Origin of the sequence: Citrobacter sp. Igbk 17 (assembly GCF_028069775.1) — a bacterium.
Taxonomy (GTDB): Bacteria; Pseudomonadota; Gammaproteobacteria; order Enterobacterales; family Enterobacteriaceae; genus Citrobacter.
The window spans coordinates 12,846-32,327 of sequence record NZ_JANEWI010000022.1 but is presented as its reverse complement, the minus strand read 5'-3'; the positions used below and the strand labels follow the sequence as shown (position 1 = coordinate 32,327).

Here is a 19,482-nt window from a genome sequence, read left to right as displayed (position 1 = left end):
AATATGAGCGTATTACGTTCGTTATTAACTGCTGGGGTGCTGGCGTCAGGTCTGTTCTGGAGCCTGAGCGGGATAACCGCCACGCCAACCCCGCAGGAGTCAGATCAACGCTGGACGGTCACCCAACAGCGTAATCCGGATGCGGCGTGCCTCGATTGTCACAAGCCGGATACCGAAGGCATGCATGGTAAACATGCAGAAGTCATCAACCCAAATAATAAACTGCCGGTTACCTGCACCAACTGTCACGGCCAGCCATCTCCAAACCACCGTGAAGGGGTGAAGGATGTGATGCGCTTTAACGAGCCGATGTACAACGTGGAGCAGCAGAACAGCGTCTGTATGTCCTGTCACCTGCCTGAGCAGTTGCAAAAAGCGTTCTGGCCGCACGATGTTCACGTGACGAAAGTAGCGTGCGCCAGCTGTCACTCACTGCATCCGAAGCAAGACACGATGCAGACGCTAAGCGATAAAGGACGGATCAAGATTTGCGTCGATTGCCACAGCGATCAGCGTAACAATCCAAACTTTAACCCGGCGTCTATTCCCTTGCTTAAGGAGCATCCATGAGTTGCTCTCGTCGCCAGTTTATCACCGGCGTCGGCGCGCTGGTGGCTGTTAGCGGGACGGCGGGACGCGTCGTAGCGAAGACGTTAAACATTAATGGCGTGCGTTACGGCATGGTACATGATGAGTCATTATGCATCGGCTGTACCGCGTGCATGGATGCCTGTCGGGAAGTTAACAGCGTACCGGAAGGCGTCTCGCGTCTGACGATCATTCGCAGTGAACCGCTGGGGACGTTTCCCGATGTGAAGTATCGTTTCTTCCGCCATTCGTGCCAGCACTGCGATCACGCACCCTGCGTTGACGTCTGCCCGACGGGGGCATCGTACCGCGATGCCGCCAGCGGCATTGTGGATGTGAACCCGGATCTGTGCGTCGGTTGCCAGTATTGCATCGCCGCCTGTCCTTATCGCGTGCGCTTTATTCATCCGGTCAGCAAGACGGCGGATAAATGCGATTTTTGCCGCAAAACCAACCTGAAAGCGGGCAAGCAGCCCGCCTGCGTGGAGTCATGTCCGACGAAAGCGCTGACGTTTGGTAATCTGGACGACCCCAACAGCGAAATCTCGCGGTTGTTGCACCAGAAAAATACCTACCGTTACAAGCTGGCGCTGGGCACGAAACCGAAGGTCTACCGCGTTCCCTTTAAATATGGGGAGGTGAGCCAATGACACCCGCTTCTGCATTTCATTTTGAATCACTGGTGTGGGACTGGCCCATTGCCATCTATTTGTTTCTGATAGGCATATCTGCCGGGCTGGTGACGCTGTCGGTATTGTTACGACGGCTGCACCCGGAAGCGGGCGGTGCTGACAGCACGTTGCTGCGCACCACGCTGGTACTGGGACCGGGAGCCATTATTCTTGGACTGCTGATCCTGGTATTCCACCTGACGCGTCCATGGACTTTCTGGAAGCTGATGTTCCACTACAGCTTCACGTCAGTGATGTCGATGGGGGTCATGCTGTTTCAGTTGTACATGGTGGTGCTGGTGCTGTGGTTGGCAAAAATCTTTGAAAAAGAGGTGATTGCCTTACAACAGCGCTTCATTCCACGCCTGAGCATTGTGCCGAAACTGCTGGCGTTGATCGCACCGTTCCACCGGATGCTTGAAACGGTGATGCTGGTGCTGGCGGTACTGCTCGGGGCGTACACCGGGTTCTTGCTGTCGGCGTTGAAATCCTACCCGTTCCTGAATAACCCGATCCTGCCGGTACTGTTCCTGTTTTCTGGGATCTCCTCCGGTGCTGCAGTGGCGTTAATCGCCATGGCATTACGCCATCGTAGTAACCCACACAGCACTGAAGCGCACTTTGTCCACCGTATGGAAACGCCGGTGGTGTGGCTGGAAATCTTCCTGCTGGCGGCTTTCTTTGTCGGGCTGGCGCTGGGTGATGACGGCAAAATGCGCGCGCTGGCTGCTGCCTTGGGCGGTGGGTTCTGGACCTGGTGGTTCTGGCTGGGTGTGGCAGGGCTTGGACTGATCCTCCCGATGCTGTTGAAACCGTGGGCGAATCGTAGCTCAACGTTTCATGGCGTACTGGCGGTATGTGGTGCCAGCCTGACTGGTGTTTTACTGCTGCGTTTCTTTATTTTGTATGCAGGACAGCTAACCGTTGCGTAAGGTGATATCTGGACGTCTTCCTTCCTGAAGCCGGTTTTCTGGCTCTGTTGTTAAGTTTCGGGGTCAACGTGTTGACCCCGCTTGTCGCGCTGGTGGGGCTCCGCCGGCGCTGGCAGGGTGTGATGCAGTTGGCCTGCGTGGGGACGTGGACGCAATTTACGCTACAGCTGATCGCTTTTGCCATTCTGGTCTTCTGTTTTATGACCAGCGACTTCTCGGTTGTCTATGTTGCTCAGCATAGCTATAGCCTGCTGCCGTGGGGACTAAAACTGGCGGCGGTGTGGGGCGGTCATGAAGGATCGCTGCTGCTGTGGGTGCTGTTTCTTTCCGGCTGGAGCGCGCTGTTCGCTCTTCGCTATCGGCGTGATACCGACGCGCTTTTTCCGCTGACGCTCTGCGTCCTGTCAATGATGTTGGCCTTACTGCTGTTGTTTGTCGTGGTGTGGTCCGATCCGTTCGTGCGTATCTTCCCACCAGCCATTGAAGGACGCGATCTTAATCCGATGTTGCAGCATCTTGGGCTCATCCTCCACCCTCCGCTGCTCTATCTGGGTTACGGTGGATTGATGGTTGCGGCTGGGGTTGCGCTGGCTTCGCTGCTGCGTGGCGGCTTTAGCGCAGAAACTGCATGGGTCTGCTGGCGCTGGGCTTTACCCGGCTGGTGTGCGTTGACGCTGGGCATCATCCTCGGCTCCTGGTGGGCGTACTGCGAGCTGGGTTGGGGCGGCTGGTGGTTCTGGGACCCGGTGGAAAACGCCTCTTTATTACCCTGGCTTTCTGCCAGCGCATTGCTGCACAGTTTGTATGTCTCACGCCAGCGCGGGCTCTTCCGTCACTGGTCGCTGCTGCTGGCCATCGTCACACTGATTTTATCGCTGCTGGGGACGTTGATTGTGCGTTCCGGCATCCTGGTGTCTGTTCATGCTTTCGCGCTGGATAATGTCCGCGCTGCGCCGCTGTTTGCACTATTTTCCGTCTTAAGCCTGGCGTCGCTCGGGCTGTACGCCTGGCGGGCACAGGATGGTCGCCAAACTGCGCGTTTCGGCGGTTGGTCGCGCGAGATGCTCATTCTGATCGCGTTACTGCTTTTTTGTGCGGTGCTACTGATTGTGCTGATCGGCACGCTCTATCCCATGATTTACGGTCTGTTTGGCTGGGGGCGACTCTCGGTTGGCGCGCCGTACTTTAACCGCGCCACGTTGCCGTTTGGGTTATTGATGCTGGCGGTCATCGTTATCGCAACCATCAGAAGCTGGAAAGGATCGCTGCGAAGCCAGCTTCCGGCCCTGTTAGCGCACAGTGGGGTACTGGTTTTCGCGGCGGGGATCGTCTTTTCCAGCGGCAGTCGCCAGGAGATTAGCCTGAATCTGAGTCCGGGCCAGCAGGTTGAGCTGGCAGGTTATCTCTTCCGTTTTGAGCGTCTCAATCTGGAAGCCAAAGGCAACTACACCAGTGAAAAAGCGCTGATTACGCTGTGGCAGGATGAGAAACGTATCGGCAGTCTTCAACCCGAACGGCGCTTCTATGCCGCGCGTCGCCAGCAAATGATGGAGCCGGGTATCCGCTGGAATCTGCTGCATGACTGGTATGCGGTAATGGGCGAAAAAACAGGGCAGGATCGTTATGCCATGCGCTTATACGTGCAAAGCGGCGTGCGCTGGATTTGGGGGGGAGGACTGCTGATGGTATTTGGTGCGCTGCTGAGCGGCTGGCGGGGAAGGAAATGCCCTGAGTTATTGCCTGATGGCGCTGCGCTTATCAGGCCTACGAGTGAAAAGCCTGGTAGGCCGGATAAGGCGTTCACGCCGCCATCCGGCAAAACGATGTTACTTATGCTCTTGCTGATTTTTCTACCTTTCATCACGCATGCTCAGGTTGTGGATACCTGGCGCTTTGCAAACCCGCAACAGCAGGAAAAGGCGCTGTTTATTGCCAGCCAGCTGCGGTGTCCACAATGCCAAAACCAAAACTTACTGGAATCCAATGCGCCGGTGGCGGTCAGTATGCGTCACCAGGTTTATAGCATGGTTGAAGAGGGTAAAAACGAAGCAGAGATCACTGCCTGGATGACCGCGCGTTACGGTGATTTCGTTCGTTATAACCCCCCACTGAATGAGCAAACGCTGCTGCTATGGGCGCTACCGTGCGTGTTATTGCTGCTGGTGGGCGTGGTGATTTGGCGGGTGAGATCGCGCCAGCGTACTGAGGAGGACGAGCGATGAGTCACTCCGAACGCGCCGTGGCACCGTTTCGTCCGATGCCGGTAAAACGGCTGGTTACCGCGGTTGTGATGATGGTTATTGCCTGCATCGGAGGCTATCTGTTAACACCAAAATGGCAGGCTGTCCGTCAGGAGCAAGCACGACTGGCCGACCCATTGCACGCGTTCTCTGATGAAAATATTCAGGAAAAACAGCTGCTTTCTTTGCAGTCGCAGATTCGTGCCACGCCACAGGACGGTGTGTTATGGGCGCAACTGGGGGAATATTATCTTTGGCAAAATGCGTATCACAATGCACTGCTGGCCTATGAGCAGGCGCTGCGTTTTCGGGGTGAAAACGCCGAAATCTATTCGGCGTTGGCGACGGTATTGTATTACCAGGCCGGACAGCATATGACACCGCAAACGCGCGAAATGATAGATAAATCCCTGGCGCTGGACGGCAATGAAGTCACCGCGCTGATGCTGTTGGCTTCTGATGCGTTTATGCAGGCTGATTACGCACAGGCGATTTCAATGTGGCAAAAAGTAATGGATTTAAACTCGCCTAGGGTGAATCGTGCGCAGTTGATCGACTCCATTAATATGGCGAAATTGTTGCAGAATCGGCAAAAATAAATTTGTTTTTTTTGTGATTTGTATCATTTTGCCTGTTTAAAAAACAGGCAGTCGAACAAGTGGGTAAAAAAAACTCACGGAAGAACTTCTTCATTTTTTATCAAATAAAAATTCTTTTATAACAAAAAGTTATTCATGATTACCGATATAAACTCGCGTTTTTATGCATAATTTCAGCTAAACCCCCTGTTCTGAAAGGCTTGCGCGAGATAGCGTGCAAATGATAATGATAATAAGCGTTAAAAAACTCTATAAACGAACGCAACACAAATCATACCCTTTCAGTATGTACTGTTCTCGCATTTTTATATGCGGAATAGCGCTCCATCGAGGAAGTCCGTTGTTATGAAAAATTTGAAAGTCAGCCTGGCATGGCAGATCCTCATCGCCATGGTGCTGGGCATTTTGCTGGGGAGTTACCTGCACTACCATAGTGACAGCCGCGAATGGCTGGTGTTAAACCTGCTGCAACCGGCGGGTGATATCTTTATCCACCTGATTAAAATGATCGTCGTGCCCATTGTGATTTCCACGCTGATTGTGGGTATCGCCGGGGTGGGGGATGCAAAACAGCTGGGCCGTATTGGCGCCAAAACCATTATCTATTTCGAAGTGATCACCACCGTGGCGATTATCCTCGGTATTACGCTGGCGAACGTATTCCAGCCAGGTACCGGCGTTGATATGTCGCAGCTGGCGACTGTGGATATTTCGAAATATCAAAGCACAACGGCAGAAGTGCAGAGTCATGCACATGGCCTGATGGGTACAATTTTGTCACTGGTGCCGACCAACATCGTTGCGTCGATGGCGAAAGGGGACATGCTGCCGATTATCTTCTTCTCGGTGCTGTTCGGTTTAGGTCTGTCTTCTCTGCCTGCCACGCACCGTGAACCGCTGGTTACCGTGTTCCGCTCTATCTCCGAAACCATGTTTAAAGTGACCCACATGGTCATGCGTTATGCGCCGGTCGGTGTCTTTGCGCTGATTGCCGTCACGGTCGCAAACTTTGGCTTTGCCTCCTTGTGGCCGCTGGCGAAGCTGGTGCTGTTGGTGCATTTTGCCATCCTGTTCTTTGCACTGGTGGTGCTGGGTATCGTGGCGCGTGTCTGTGGTCTGAGTATCTGGATCTTAATCCGTATCCTGAAGGATGAGCTGATTCTGGCGTATTCAACCGCCAGTTCTGAGAGCGTACTGCCGCGTATTATTGAGAAAATGGAAGCCTACGGTGCACCGGCATCAATCACCAGTTTCGTGGTGCCGACCGGCTATTCATTCAACCTGGATGGTTCGACGTTGTACCAGAGTATCGCCGCTATCTTTATTGCCCAGCTGTACGGTATTGACCTGTCGCTGTGGCAGGAAATCGTGCTGGTACTGACGCTGATGGTAACCTCGAAAGGGATTGCAGGTGTGCCGGGCGTATCGTTTGTGGTGCTGTTGGCGACGCTGGGTAGTGTGGGGATCCCGTTGGAAGGTCTGGCATTTATCGCCGGTGTTGACCGTATTCTCGACATGGCGCGTACTGCGCTGAACGTGGTGGGTAACGCGCTGGCGGTACTGGTAATCGCCAAGTGGGAACACAAGTTTGACCGCAAGAAAGCGCTGGCTTATGAGCGTGAAATATTAGGTAAGTTTGATAAGACCGCTTTGTAGGCCGGATAAGGCAACGCCGCCATCCGGCAACCTGCTCCGGGTTGCCTGATGGCGCTACGCTATCAGGCCTACAACGACTACGTTCATCCGGCAATGCAAACCATTACCCGTTGGTTAACTTATCAAACTCTTCGCAGCCGGTATCGAATCCTTCTGTACAGCTCAGATTCAGCCAGTGCAGCGCCTTCTGTTTATTCTTTTCAATAAAACCCTGCTCGCCGTTTAAGAACATCATCCCGGCCCAGTATTCGGAATACCCGGTGCGAGAAATGGCCGAGCTGCGCTTGAAATACCAGGTGGCTTTCTCATCGTCGGCAGGAATACCCACGCCATTGGCGTAGATCAGTCCGAGCAGCATTTGCGCATCGACAGCGGAGTCGTTCTCCAGGTTTTCCGAGGCGTTTTGCAGCAATGTAATCGCTTTGGGGTAATCTGTGTGCCCGGCCTGCGTGTTCACCAGAATGCGCGCCAGCGTAATTTCCCCCGCCTTACTACCTGCCTGGGTCGCTTTTTCGGCCAGCGTTTTGGCTTGTGGATAATCCAGACTGACCGGGTTGGTTATCTTAATTTGCGCCAGTAAGGCCCAGGCATCCGCATCACCGCTGTCGGCTGCTTTTTGGGCCCAGTATTCGGCTTTGCTCAAATCGCCTGAACTAAACCAGGTATCGGCGAGAAAGTATTGTGCGCGTCGGTCTCCAGATTCGGCTGCCTTCAGAAACTGACTGCCAGGCTCTTCGGCATGAACAAAGCCTGTTATTAGCAACATCAAGGCGAAAAGTCGTTTCATCTTATATTTAGATTTAGAGTAGGGAATGGACAGTATAGAGAGATTATTGGCATAAAAAAACGGCCTCCGAATGGAGGCCGTCAGGGGAAGCTTAACCCATCGCGCTTTCGCGCAGGCTGGCTTTCAGCTTGGTGTACTCATCAATGACATACTGCTCGGCAGCGCGCTGATCGGCAATGCGTTCAACGTTTACAGCACAGTACTTGTACTCCGGCGTTTTGGTAATCGGGCTTAAGTTCTCGGTTACCAGTTCATTACATGCACCAATCCACCACTGGTAGGTCATGTAAATCGCGCCTTTGTTTGGACGATCGCTTACTGCAGCGCGGGTGATAACCCGGCCTTTACGCGAGTTCACCCACACCAGCTCTTCATCCTGGATGCCCAGGCGTTCTGCGTCGGCGGTGTTGATCTGGGCATAGCCCGGTTCATCCGCCAGCGCGGCCAGCGCCGCACAGTTACCGGTCATCGAACGGCAAGAGTAGTGGCCGACTTCACGCACCGTTGACAGTACCATTGGGTACTCTGGGGTGAGTTTGTCGATTGGCGCTACCCAGTCGCAGGTGAAGAACTGCGCCAGGCCGTTCGGGGTGTCGAACTTCTCTTTGAAAAGATAAGACGTACCCTGGTCGGCTTCTGAGGTGTCGCGGCAAGGCCACTGGATATAACCCAGTTCGCCCATTTTCTCGTAAGTGGCACCGTAGAAATCCGGGCACAGATGACGCAACTCGTCCCAGATTTCCTGGGTGTTGTTGTAGTGCATCGGGTAACCCATACGGGTGGCGATTTCACTGATAATCTGCCAGTCCGTTTTCAGATCCCACTTCGGCTCAACGGCTTTAAAGAAGCGCTGGAAGCCACGGTCAGCCGCGGAGAATACGCCTTCATGTTCGCCCCATGACGTAGACGGTAAAATAACGTCTGCGGCAGCAGCGGTTTTGGTCATGAAGATATCCTGCACGATAACCAGTTCCAGATCTTCGAAGCCTTTGCGCACTGCGGAAAGCTCAGCATCGGTCTGTAATGGATCTTCACCCATAATGTACGCCGCGCGTACTTCGCCATGCGCTGCACGATGCGGCAGTTCGCTGATGCGATAGCCGGTATGAGCAGGCAGACTTTCCACGCCCCAGGCTTTAGCGAACTTCTCGCGGTTAGCCGGATCTTTCACATACTGATAGCCCGGATAGGTATCCGGCAGCGCGCCCATGTCACATGCGCCCTGAACGTTGTTCTGGCCACGAACCGGGTTAACGCCCACGCTCGGCTTACCGAGGTTGCCGGTTAGCATTGCGAGGCTGGTCAGAGAACGCACGGTTTCCACGCCCTGATAGAACTGGGTAACACCCATGCCCCACAGGATGGCCGCGCTTTTCGCCGAAGCATACATACGTGCAGCCTGACGGATATCCTGAGCGCTAACGCCAGTAATATCTTCGACAGACTCCGGCGTGTAGCCTTCGACAATCTTGCTGTACTCTTCGAATCCTTCCGTACGCGAGGCGACGAACGCCTGGTCGTACAGTTTTTCTTCGATGATGACATGACCCATAGCGTTAAGCAGCGCGATATTCGAGCCGTTTCTCAACGCGATGTGCATGTCAGCAATACGCGCAGTTTCAATTTTGCGCGGATCGCAGACGATAATTTTCGCCCCTTTACGTTTAGCGTTGATCACGTGATTCGCCACGATAGGGTGGGAATCCGCCGGGTTATACCCGAAGATGAACACTAAATCGGTGTCATCAATTTCATTGATGGCATTACTCATTGCGCCGTTACCGACCGATTGGTGCAGACCTGCAACCGAAGGGCCGTGTCAGACGCGAGCGCAGCAGTCAACGTTATTGGTACCAATAACGGCGCGCGCGAATTTTTGCATTACATAGTTGGTTTCGTTACCCGTACCGCGAGATGAACCGGTCGTCTGAATGGCGTCCGGGCCATACTTCGCTTTGATGGCGCTCAGGCGATCGGCGACGTAATTAAGCGCTTCATCCCAGGAAACGGATTCCAGTTTGCCGCCACGCTGGCGACGGATCATTGGGGTCTTCAGACGAGGGGTCAGGATCTGGGTATCATTGATAAAATCCCAGCCATAGTAGCCCTTCAGACACAGGGTACCCTGGTTGGTTTTCCCCTGCGCCGCTTCAGCCCGGACGATTTTGCCGTTATCGACCACCAGGTTGATTTTGCAACCTGATGCGCAATATGGGCAAACCGTGACGACTTTTTTCATCGGTCTCGCTCCAGTTAATCAAATCGCGCATACGCGCTTGTCGCTTTCGTTATGCATCTTTTATGCCATGTTTTTATCAGGGGCATTCGCCGATAATACGGGCGAATTTTGCGCAAAACCCTGACGAAAAACAGGCTGTCGTCATATTTGACGTGACGAATCTTCAATACGTGACGCCCCGGCAGTGTGACCGAGGTTATGTTTCCCACATGTCCTTGTGCCTTATCGCTGTCACTCTGTGCAGAATCAATCACACTCATTTAAGTTGGCCAGAAATGGGGAGGAACAATGAAGCCAGCCATACTGGTTGTGGATGATGACGAGGCAATCTGCACACTGCTCCAGGATGTGCTGAGTGAACACGTCTTTGCGGTGACCGCCTGTCATACCGGACAGGATGCGCTGCGCTGCGTTGATACTCAGCCGGATATAGCGCTGGTATTGCTGGACATGATGTTGCCCGATATTAATGGCCTGATGGTGCTTCAGCAGGTGCAAAAAATAAGGCCGGGATTACCGGTGGTGATGCTGACAGGGTTAGGTAGCGAATCGGATGTGGTTGTGGGGCTGGAAATGGGGGCTGACGATTATATCGGCAAACCGTTCAATGCGCGGGTACTGGTGGCGCGGGTAAAAGCCGTGCTCAGGCGTGTCGGTGTTTTAACACCTGAAAGCAGCGGTCCACAAACCACGGGGTTATCCTTTAATGGCTGGCATCTGGATACCGCAGGTTGTCAGTTACGTAATCCTCAGCAGTTGAAGGTGGACCTGACGCAGGGCGAATACAGTCTGCTGCTGGCGCTGGCACAGAACGCCCGCCGGGTGCTTAGCCGCGAACAATTGCTGGAGTTGACGCGCAGCGACAGCGTTGAGGTGTTTGACCGCACTATTGATGTGTTAATCATGCGACTACGGCGAAAGATAGAGGTTAACCCTCATCAGCCGATGTTGATTAAAACCCTGCGCGGTCTGGGTTATGTTTTTGCCGCCGACGTGCAGCATCACGATAAGGCGGCGTGATCTGCGCAGTTGCCGGATGCGGCGTAAACGCCTTATCCGGCCTACAAAAGCGATAACGACCCCGTATGCCTGATAAGCGTAGCGCATCAGGCATCAGCCATTCCGGCTTTTAACTCCTCCAGCGTTTTTGCGCCGTCGATTGCATTGGCACACAGCAGGCTTGCCCGCGCGCAGGCGTGTGCCAGCCTGATACTGTCCGCTAACGACCAGCGCTCGTGGCAGCCATACAGAAAACCAGCGCAAAATGCATCTCCTGCCCCGACACTGCCGACGATCTCTTCCTGGGCCAGAAATTGTGAGGGTATCCAGGTGCCAGCCTGATCAGGATCTTCACCCCATGCGCCTTCCGGACAGTGGATCACCACCCGCTGGCGTACACCCGCGTCCAGTAGTTCACGGGCGGCGGTAGCGATGTGCGGAATATGCAATTCGCCGTTGGGCTGGCGGATCTCCAGTCCGCTGAATTCCCCGGCCTCCAGTTCATTGATCACCAGATAGTCAAGATGGCGAAGCGCTGGCATCACCAGTGGCTGGTAGCGAGGATCGCCTTTGCGTGAGACCAGATCCAGTGACGTTTCAAAGCCATTTTCACGCATTTGTGCCAGTAGTCGTGCGCTTCGCGTACCGAACTCATCGTCAGGCATGTCCAGACTATCGAGCAGCAGCAGATACCCCAGATGGAAGATTTTCATCGAGGTATCCAGCAGCTCAAAAGCGGGCAGATCCAGCAGTCGGTTTGCGCCGGGCGAGTGGAAAAAGGTGCGCTGGCCGCTGGGATCGGTCATCACCTGCGACATCGACGTGGGGGCTGATGTCGTGCGCTGAACATGCTGGCGATTAACGTGATACTGTTCCAGCATCGCCATGATGTAGTCGCCATCGCTGTCCTTGCCAATTAAGCCCACTGCCTGCAACGGTAGCCCGGTGTGCATTTTTGCCAGCGTGAGCAATACGTTAAGCGGAGCCCCCCCCGTTGCGCGTTCGCTATGGGTTATCTCCGCCAGCCAGCCGCGTTCTGGCCATTGCACAATCTGATGTACATGATCGACCAGCATGTTACCTGCGGCGATAATGCCTTTACGTTCCATCAGATCTGCCCCGCGCTACCAAAAATACGCATCTGTTCAGAAACGGTATCGGTAATGGCTTCCTCAATACTCAGCAGCAGTTCGGCGAATTCGTCGTACAGCGGCTGGCGATTAGCCATCCGCGTCTCCACTGCCGACAGCGCCGCCTGCGACATACCGGTGTAGAAGTTGATTTTGTGAATGCCAAGCTCGATTGCCCGACGGAAATCGTCGTCGCTAATGCCGGAGCCGCCGTGTAGTACCAGCGGAATTGCCGCCTGTTGGCGAATAGCGTCCAGACGGGGAAAATCGAGTTGTGGCACGCCTTTGTACTTGCCGTGTGCATTGCCAATAGCAACTGCCAGCGCATCAATACCGGTTCGATCGACGAAATCCCGTGCCAGCATGGGGTCGGTAAACAATGATTCATCGGCATGACCATACAGTGCTCCGCCTTCATCGCCGCCCACCGCGCCGAGCTCTGCTTCCACCGACACACCCACCGCATGACACATCTTCACGACTTCGCGGGTTTGACGGATATTGTCTTCGTATTCCAGCGTGGAACCATCAAACATGACCGAACTGAAGCCTAAGCGCAGCGCCCGAACCACTGACTCAAAGTGCAGGCCGTGGTCAAGGTTTAGTACCACCGGAATATCATGGCGTGCGGCTTCAAATTTGACCGCTTCGACGAGGGAGTCCAGCGAGATATATTTAAAATGCACTTCGGCAATGTTGATAATAAAAGGCGAACGTTCCTGTTTTGCGGCGGCAAACAGCGCGCGCAGGAAGTGTGAGTCCAGTACGTTAAATGCCCCTAAGGCATAGCGGTGCTCGCGGGCATGGGCAAGCCCATCGGCGAGGGAAATTAACGGCATAATACGCTCCTTGGTTAACGGAACAGGCGGTACTCGTTACACAGCACCAGATGCGCCGGTTCGTCTTCTTCAATGTCGTTATAGCGGGCTATCGGTTGCAGAAAATGGTTATCGTGGTCGTCGTCATTGACGGAAGAAACCTCACCGACCAGCACGTCACCAAACCCTTCCTCAGCCCAGAAGCTGTGATACAGACCGGGCGTCAAACAGATGCTTTCCCCTGGTGCCAGGCGTAGCTGGCTACCTGCAGCATGGATTTGTCGGCAACCATCAATGACCACATTGACGTCGCTGTCCTCTGTTTGTTCTCTGATACCGGCGTTCCACAGTTCGACAATCAGATTGCCGCCGCCGCGATTAATGATGTCTTCACGCTTGCGCCAGTGAAAATGCATCGGCGTAACCTGGGCATCGCGAACATGCATGATTTTCTCTGCGTAGCACTTCTCGTATGGCATACCTTTTGGCGAGCCATTTCGCAGGGTGAACAGCGTTAAGCCCTGAGCGGCGAAATTGTCGCCGCCAAATGCGGTGACATCCCAACCTAATTTGAGGTCAAAGACTTCACTCCAGGCGGAAGCATCAAGTTTTCGCCATTGCGTGGGCGGGAAACTGGCGAAAGCGGGGAGATGCACGTCGTGCTGGGAAAAAAACTGGCGTGTGTGGCCAAGAATTTCGTTTATTGCGGAGCGTTTCATGGACAGAATTCTCCTGATTATAATGCCGAATGGCGCTGTGCTTATCCGGCCTACAAATTCATATCGATCTTGTAGGCGGGATACGGCATTTTTGCCGCCATCCGGCGTTGTTGTAGCGGGTTATTTCACCGTCCAACCCTTATAGCTACCGACGTTGTTTTTATCGATCATCGTCACTGGGATCAGCACAGGTTCTTTCGGTGCGGGTTTCCCCTGTAATATGTCATAGCCGATTTCGACTGCCTTGGCTGCCATTACCTGCGGATCTTGTGCCGGAGTCGCCACAAATAGTGAGTTTTCGCGCTTCAACGCTTCTTCGCCGTCCGGCGATCCATCTACGCCGACAATAAAGAATTCATTGCGCTGTGCCTGTTTCGCTGCCAGATCGGCACCGATCGCAGTCGGATCGTTAATGGCGAATACGCCGTCGATCTTCGGATTAGCCGCCAGCAGTGCGGTCATAATCTCCAGGCCGCCTTCGCGACTGCCTTTGGCGTTTTGGTTATGTGATAGCACCTTGATATCGGGATGGCGTTTGAATTCAGTCTGGCAGCCTTCCACGCGGTTCTGAACGGCGGAAACTGGTGGCCCGTTGATGATCACCACGTTGCCTTTACCTTTCAGGCGGTCGGTGATGTATTTACAGGCCATTTCGCCTGCCTGGGTGTTATCGGAGGTGATGGTTGCATCAGCACCTTCCGCCGCCACGTCAACGGCGACCACTACAATCCCCGCGTCTTTCGCCCGTTTAACCGCCGGACCGATGCCTTTGGAATCCGCTGCGTTAAGAATGATCATGTCGACTTTGGCGGCAATAAAGTTGTCGATCTGCGATACCTGTTGCCCCAGATCGTAGCCGCTGGATACCAACGTTACTTTGACGTTATCACCCGCCAGTTTGCGAGCTTCCAGCTCCGCGCCTTTGGTTATTTGCACGAAGAACGGGTTGGCCAGATCGCCCACCGTAACGCCGATCGATTTCAGTTCTTTTGCCTGCACAAACGGAGCTGCAGCAAGCAGTGCGCCAGCACAGAGCGCGGTCACTAATGGCTTCAAACGCATACTCGTTTCCTCACGTAGGGTATTGTTGTTATACGCCTGATGGCGCTGCGCTTATCAGGCCTACGAATGAGTAGGCCAGTAAGCTTGTCTATGCACTTTGATGGTGTCGGGTACGGTATTTGTCGATCAGCACCGCTATGATGATCACCGCCCCTTTGATCACCAGTTGCCAGAAATAGGAGACGCCCATTAGCGTCATGCCGTTATTAAGCGTGGCGATAATCAGCGCCCCTACCAGCGTGCCGGTGATGGTGCCAATACCGCCGACAAAGCTGGTGCCGCCGAGGATCACCGCCGCGATGGCGTCCAGCTCGTAGCCCATGCCTAAGTTGCCGTTGGCGCTGTACAGCCGCGAGGCGCTCATCACCCCACCAAGGCCCGAGAGCAGACCGCTCATGCCATAGACGAACAGCAGCACCAGCCAGACTTTGATACCGGTTAAACGTGCGGCCTGCATATTGCCGCCAACCGCGTAGATATGGACGCCCAGCGTGGTGCGGCGCAGAATGAACCAGCACACCACCACCACCGCCAGTGCAATCACCACCAGCCACGGTACCGGACCGAGATAGTTATTGCCGATCCACTCAAAGCTGATGTTGGAGTTGATAACCGTCGTGCCATCCGCCAGCAGATAGGCCGCACCACGTAACGCGGTATAAGTCCCAAGCGTGACGATAAACGGCGGCAATCCGGCGAAGGCAACCAGTGCGCCATTGAACAGCCCCAGCACCAGGCCGAGCATCAGCGCCGCCGGAATCGACAGCATGGCAAACTCAGGAATAAGAGAAACGACCATGGCCGCAACGGCGGTGGTGCCGAGAATTGAACCGACGGAGAGATCGATCCCGCCGGTCAGGATGATGAAAGTCATGCCGGCCGCCAGGACGATATTGATCGACGCCTGGCGGGTAATATTCAGCAGGTTGCTCTCAGTAAAAAAGTTTGGCGCGATAAAGCCAAACACCGCCACAATCAGGATCAGAATGGGTAAGATGCCGACCGTTTGCATTAGATCGCTCATCAACATCTTTTTTGCAGAGGCGGATTTCGCCACCTGCTGGGAAGGGGTTGGATTATTCATGGGGCACCGCCTGATGATGGGAGTCGTTCACGCCGGTTGCCAGCGTCATAATGTTTTCCTGGGTAATGCTTTTCCCGTCCAGTTCGCCGGCAATACTGCCTTCCCGCATGACATATACCCGATCGCTCATGCCGACCACTTCCGGCAATTCACTGGAGATCATCAGGATCGCCACGCCTTTGCGCGCCATGTCGTTCATGATCCGGTAGATCTCGCTTTTGGCACCGACGTCCACGCCGCGCGTGGGTTCATCGAGGATCAAAATGCGGGGGCCGATCGCCACCCAACGCGAGATCAGCAATTTTTGTTGATTACCGCCGGACAGCCCACCCGCCCGTACCTGAGCATGCGGCACGCGGATGTTGAGTAATTGAATCGCGTCATCGGAAATGGCCTGCGCTTTTTTGCGATCGAGCAACCCCCAGTTGGCATCACGTTCCAGCGTCGCCATGGTGATGTTCTCCGCTGCCGCCAGTTCTAAAAATAACCCCTGTTCTTTGCGGTTCTCCGTCAGAAAGCCAATACCGTGGTCAATTGCTTCACGCGGGGAGTGGATCACTACCGGTTCGCCGTCGACTTCAATCATGCCGCCGATCGCTTTGCGTACGCCAAAAATCAGTTGCGCCAGTTCGGAACGTCCGGCTCCCACCAGACCTGCAAGGCCGACAATCTCCCCAGAGCGCACCAGCAGACTACACGGTTGCACTTTGTTGCCATCAGTCAGGTGATGAACGTTCAGGCGCGCTTTGCCTAAGGGAATATCGCGCTCCTTGTTGAACAGGTCGCTCAATGGGCGGCCAACCATCATGCGCACCAGTTCCGAAGCATTAAGCTTGTCGCGGGTCAGGCTACCGACATACTGCCCATCGCGCAGGACGCTGACGCGATCGGACAATTCATAGACTTCCGCCATGCGGTGACTGATATAGATAATCGCCATTCCTTCATCGCGCAGGCGCATGATCAGTTCAAACAGGCGGTGCGTCTCACGCGAGGAGAGGGCTGCTGTGGGTTCATCCATGACCAGGATACGGCTGTTACGGTGTAGGGCGCGGGCGATTTCGACCTGCTGCTGCTCGGCGATGGTCAGCGTCATTACCCGGTCGCTGGCCTTAAACTGGGCTCCGAGTCGGTCGATAACTTTCTGCGACTGCATCACCATCTCTTTGCGCTGGACCAGACCACCGCGCGACAATTCACTGCCGAGGAAGATATTCTCCGCTACCGTCAGGTTAGGTGCGAGCTGCATCTCCTGATAAATCAGGGTAATGCCGGCACTTAACGCATCCTTGGGTCCACGAATATGAAAAGGCTGTCCGTCAATCAGGATCTCGCCGCTGGTGGCGGTATAGGCCCCCGCGAGGATCTTCATCAGGGTGCTTTTCCCCGCACCGTTTTCGCCCATCAGGGCATGGATCTCACCCGGCCAGACCGTTAAATCGACCCCTTTCAGCGCGTAAAATTTGCCAAACGCTTTGGCAATGTTGCGCATTTCCAGAACCGGTGTCCTGCTCATCGCGGATCTCCTGCGGGGTGGCCGATATCAGCAGTCCATCACAGGAATGTAAATGCAAAATGTCAGAAGCCGTTCATATTTGTCATATTGCGATTTTTCTTCATGGAGCGTGATATGCCGCAACCGGGACGTCACTTTTTCGCCAGCGCGCGCGGGCGATTACTGTTTTTCAACCTGCTGGTGGTGGCGGTCACGTTGATGGTCAGTGGCGTAGCGGTGCTGGGTTTTCAGCATGCCAGTCAGATTCAGGAGCAGGTGCAGCAACAAACGGTTGATGACATGACCGGCAGCATGAATCTGGCGCGCGATACGGCAAATGTAGCAACGGCGGCGGTGCGGCTCTCTCAGGTGGTGGGGGCGCTGGAATACAAAGGCGAAGCGGAACGTCTACAGGAGACCCAGCGGGCGCTGAAGCAGTCGCTGGAACAACTGGCCGCTGCGCCGCTGGCACAGCAGGAGCCGGGGTTGGTTGAGCGTATTATTCAACGCAGCAATGAGCTGCAAAGCAGTGTGGGAGGTATGTTGCAGCGCGGACAGCGGCGGCATCTGGAGCGTAACGCGCTACTCAGTTCGCTGTATCAGAATCAAAGCTACTTACGCCATCTGCAAAAGTTGACTGACGCACAGGATGACGCGCTGCTGGATCAAATGGATCGCTTAATTATGGCCGCCATTGAAACACCTACGCCGCGATCGGTGGTCAAACAACTGGACGGCGTGATGCCTGCGCTGCCTCTGCAAGCCAGTAACCTGCTGATTAGCCGTATTCTCAATGATTTCAATCAGGAACTGCATAAGCTGGAGCCGCTTTCTGCCGCCCTGGAACAAAGCGATCTGGCGATCAACTGGTATATGTTTCATATCAAAGCGCTGGTCGCGATCCTCAACAGTGATATCAACCAGTATGCTTCGCAGGTGGCGTTAATCTCCGAACAGCGGGTGGCGCAAAGCCACCAGGAGCTGCAATCCGGCGCGTTGTTTATTCTGGTCTTTGCGCTGCTGGCGGTGGTGATCACCGGTTTTGCTGGCTGGTATATCTACCGCAATCTTGGCTCCAACCTGACCGCCATTTCGCGAGCGATGACCCGACTGGCGCACGGTGAATCGGACGTCAGCGTCCCGGCTCTACAACGCCGCGATGAGCTGGGCGAACTGGCGCGTGCCTTTAGTGTATTCGCCCGTAATACGGCGTCGCTGGAGCACACCACCCGCTTGCTAAAAGAAAAAACCAGCCAGATGGAAATCGACCGCACCGAGCGCCAGGGGCTGGAAGAAGCGCTGCTACACAGCCAAAAGCTGAAAGCGGTAGGGCAACTGACGGGGGGGCTGGCGCATGATTTCAATAACTTGCTGGCGGTGATTATCGGCAGTCTGGATCTGGTGAATCCGGATTCGCCCGATGCACCGCGGATTCATCGGGCGCTAAAAGCGGCTGAACGTGGGGCGCTGCTGACCCAGCGGCTGCTGGCCTTTTCACGCAAACAGTCTTTGCATCCGCACGCGGTAGAGCTGAAAACGCTACTGGAAAACCTGGGAGAGTTGATGCGTCATTCGCTACCTGCCACATTGACCCTGGAAATTGAGGCCCAATCGCCCGCCTGGCCGGCGTGGATTGATGTCAGCCAGTTGGAAAACGCCATTATCAATCTGGTGATGAACGCCCGTGATGCGATGGATGGGCAGGCCGGTATAATTAAGATCCGTTCGTGGAATCAGCGCGTTACGCGTAGCGATGGCCGCAAGCAGGACATGGTGATGCTGGAAGTGGCTGACCAGGGCAGTGGCATGTCACAGGAAATTAAGGCACAGGTCTTCGAACCGTTCTTCACGACCAAACAAACCGGTAGTGGGAGTGGGCTGGGGCTGTCGATGGTGTACGGCTTTGTGCGTCAATCTGGCGGTCGCGTAGAGATCGAAAGCGCGCCGGGGCAGGGAACCACCGTCAGATTACAGCTTCCTCGTGCCGTTGTGCCAGTGCAAGTTCCGGTCGAACCGATAGCAGAGCATCCTGCGACCCGCGGTGAGAAGCTGGTTCTGGTGCTTGAAGATGAGGCCGATGTGCGTCAGACGTTGTGCGAACAGTTACACCTTTTGGGCTACCTGACGCTCGAAGCCGCTAACGGCGAACAGGCAATGCATATGCTGGCGGCTTCAGCAGAGATTGATATTCTTGTCAGTGACTTAATGTTGCCAGGCGGATTGAGTGGTGCGGATGTGGTCAATCATGCCCTGAAGCATTATCCCCAACTGAATATTCTGCTGATTAGCGGCCAGGATTTACGCCCGGCGCATAATCCGGCACTGCCGGATGTGGCGCTATTGCGTAAACCGTTTACCCGAGGGGAGCTGGCCCAGGCGCTGCGACGCGCACGTAATTGAGATTCCTCCGCTACTCGCGTCAAAGCACTTTGATTACCGTGGAGCCAGTTTCTTTATGAGGCT

Annotated in this window: 16 protein-coding genes; 8 read left to right on the top strand and 8 right to left on the bottom strand. The window is 54.7% G+C overall.

Annotation, left to right across the window (positions count from 1 at the left end; all coding sequences use genetic code 11):
* Window positions 1–3: 3 nt before the first annotated feature.
* The 6 genes from nrfB to gltP all read left to right on the top strand — a co-directional run bounded on the left by nrfB (window position 4) and on the right by gltP (window position 6,686).
* Window positions 4–570, top strand: a complete 567-nt coding sequence (gene nrfB, locus NNO08_RS14135; RefSeq protein ID WP_137381164.1) for a cytochrome c nitrite reductase pentaheme subunit — start codon at window positions 4–6, stop codon at window positions 568–570.
* A complete protein-coding gene (gene nrfC / locus NNO08_RS14130) occupies window positions 567–1,238 on the top strand; it encodes a cytochrome c nitrite reductase Fe-S protein (protein WP_202037163.1) in 672 nt (223 codons plus the stop codon). Before nrfB ends, nrfC begins: the two co-directional genes overlap by 4 nt.
* Window positions 1,235–2,191: a cytochrome c nitrite reductase subunit NrfD gene (gene nrfD, locus NNO08_RS14125; RefSeq protein WP_202037162.1), complete on the top strand. Its 957-nt coding sequence runs from the start codon at window positions 1,235–1,237 to the stop codon at window positions 2,189–2,191. Before nrfC ends, nrfD begins: the two co-directional genes overlap by 4 nt.
* A gap of 8 nt (window positions 2,192–2,199) precedes the next feature.
* Window positions 2,200–4,413, top strand: a complete 2,214-nt coding sequence (nrfF, locus tag NNO08_RS14120; protein WP_271456973.1) for a heme lyase NrfEFG subunit NrfF — start codon at window positions 2,200–2,202, stop codon at window positions 4,411–4,413.
* Complete coding sequence (nrfG, locus tag NNO08_RS14115) at window positions 4,410–5,030, top strand: heme lyase NrfEFG subunit NrfG (RefSeq protein ID WP_271449286.1); 621 nt, start codon at window positions 4,410–4,412, stop codon at window positions 5,028–5,030. Before nrfF ends, nrfG begins: the two co-directional genes overlap by 4 nt.
* Before the next feature lie 345 nt (window positions 5,031–5,375).
* Entirely contained in the window at window positions 5,376–6,686 is a 1,311-nt protein-coding gene (gltP, locus tag NNO08_RS14110) for a glutamate/aspartate:proton symporter GltP (RefSeq protein ID WP_271440963.1), read from the top strand.
* Window positions 6,687–6,789: 103 nt separating this feature from the next.
* Here the strand turns inward: gltP and yjcO are convergent, their stop codons facing one another.
* A complete protein-coding gene (gene yjcO, locus NNO08_RS14105; protein WP_271440962.1) occupies window positions 6,790–7,473 on the bottom strand; it encodes a Sel1 family TPR-like repeat protein YjcO in 684 nt (227 codons plus the stop codon).
* A gap of 91 nt (window positions 7,474–7,564) precedes the next feature.
* The gene (gene fdhF / locus NNO08_RS14100) at window positions 7,565–9,712 is read right to left on the bottom strand and encodes a formate dehydrogenase subunit alpha (protein ID WP_271456964.1); all 2,148 of its coding nucleotides are present in this window, start codon (window positions 9,710–9,712) and stop codon (window positions 7,565–7,567) included.
* Window positions 9,713–10,000: 288 nt separating this feature from the next.
* On the opposite strand from fdhF, the gene NNO08_RS14095 reads away from it, so the two are divergent.
* Complete coding sequence (locus NNO08_RS14095; protein WP_271440960.1) at window positions 10,001–10,732, top strand: response regulator; 732 nt, start codon at window positions 10,001–10,003, stop codon at window positions 10,730–10,732.
* Window positions 10,733–10,818: 86 nt separating this feature from the next.
* Here NNO08_RS14095 and NNO08_RS14090 read toward each other — a convergent pair whose 3' ends face one another.
* From NNO08_RS14090 to NNO08_RS14065, 6 genes are all read right to left on the bottom strand, one after another.
* Window positions 10,819–11,823 (bottom strand): carbohydrate kinase family protein, encoded by a 1,005-nt coding sequence (locus tag NNO08_RS14090; protein WP_271456972.1) that lies wholly within the window; start codon window positions 11,821–11,823, stop codon window positions 10,819–10,821.
* Window positions 11,820–12,680 carry a ketose 1,6-bisphosphate aldolase gene (locus NNO08_RS14085; RefSeq protein ID WP_271456963.1) on the bottom strand — a complete coding sequence of 287 codons (861 nt, stop codon included), beginning with the start codon at window positions 12,678–12,680 and terminating at the stop codon, window positions 11,820–11,822. Before NNO08_RS14085 ends, NNO08_RS14090 begins: the two co-directional genes overlap by 4 nt.
* 14 nt (window positions 12,681–12,694) lie before the next feature.
* Window positions 12,695–13,378, bottom strand: coding sequence for a D-lyxose/D-mannose isomerase (locus NNO08_RS14080; protein WP_271449283.1), 684 nt, complete (start codon window positions 13,376–13,378; stop codon window positions 12,695–12,697).
* A 120-nt stretch (window positions 13,379–13,498) separates the two neighbouring features.
* Window positions 13,499–14,440 carry an ABC transporter substrate-binding protein gene (locus NNO08_RS14075; protein WP_271440957.1) on the bottom strand — a complete coding sequence of 314 codons (942 nt, stop codon included), beginning with the start codon at window positions 14,438–14,440 and terminating at the stop codon, window positions 13,499–13,501.
* Between the two features lie 88 nt (window positions 14,441–14,528).
* Window positions 14,529–15,524 (bottom strand): ABC transporter permease subunit, encoded by a 996-nt coding sequence (locus NNO08_RS14070; protein WP_271456962.1) that lies wholly within the window; start codon window positions 15,522–15,524, stop codon window positions 14,529–14,531.
* Window positions 15,517–17,040 (bottom strand): sugar ABC transporter ATP-binding protein, encoded by a 1,524-nt coding sequence (locus NNO08_RS14065; RefSeq protein WP_202037148.1) that lies wholly within the window; start codon window positions 17,038–17,040, stop codon window positions 15,517–15,519. Before NNO08_RS14065 ends, NNO08_RS14070 begins: the two co-directional genes overlap by 8 nt.
* A gap of 114 nt (window positions 17,041–17,154) precedes the next feature.
* Between NNO08_RS14065 and NNO08_RS14060 the strand changes: the two genes are divergently transcribed.
* Window positions 17,155–19,419 carry a hybrid sensor histidine kinase/response regulator gene (locus NNO08_RS14060; RefSeq protein WP_271456961.1) on the top strand — a complete coding sequence of 755 codons (2,265 nt, stop codon included), beginning with the start codon at window positions 17,155–17,157 and terminating at the stop codon, window positions 19,417–19,419.
* The last annotated feature ends 63 nt before the right edge of the window (window positions 19,420–19,482 follow it).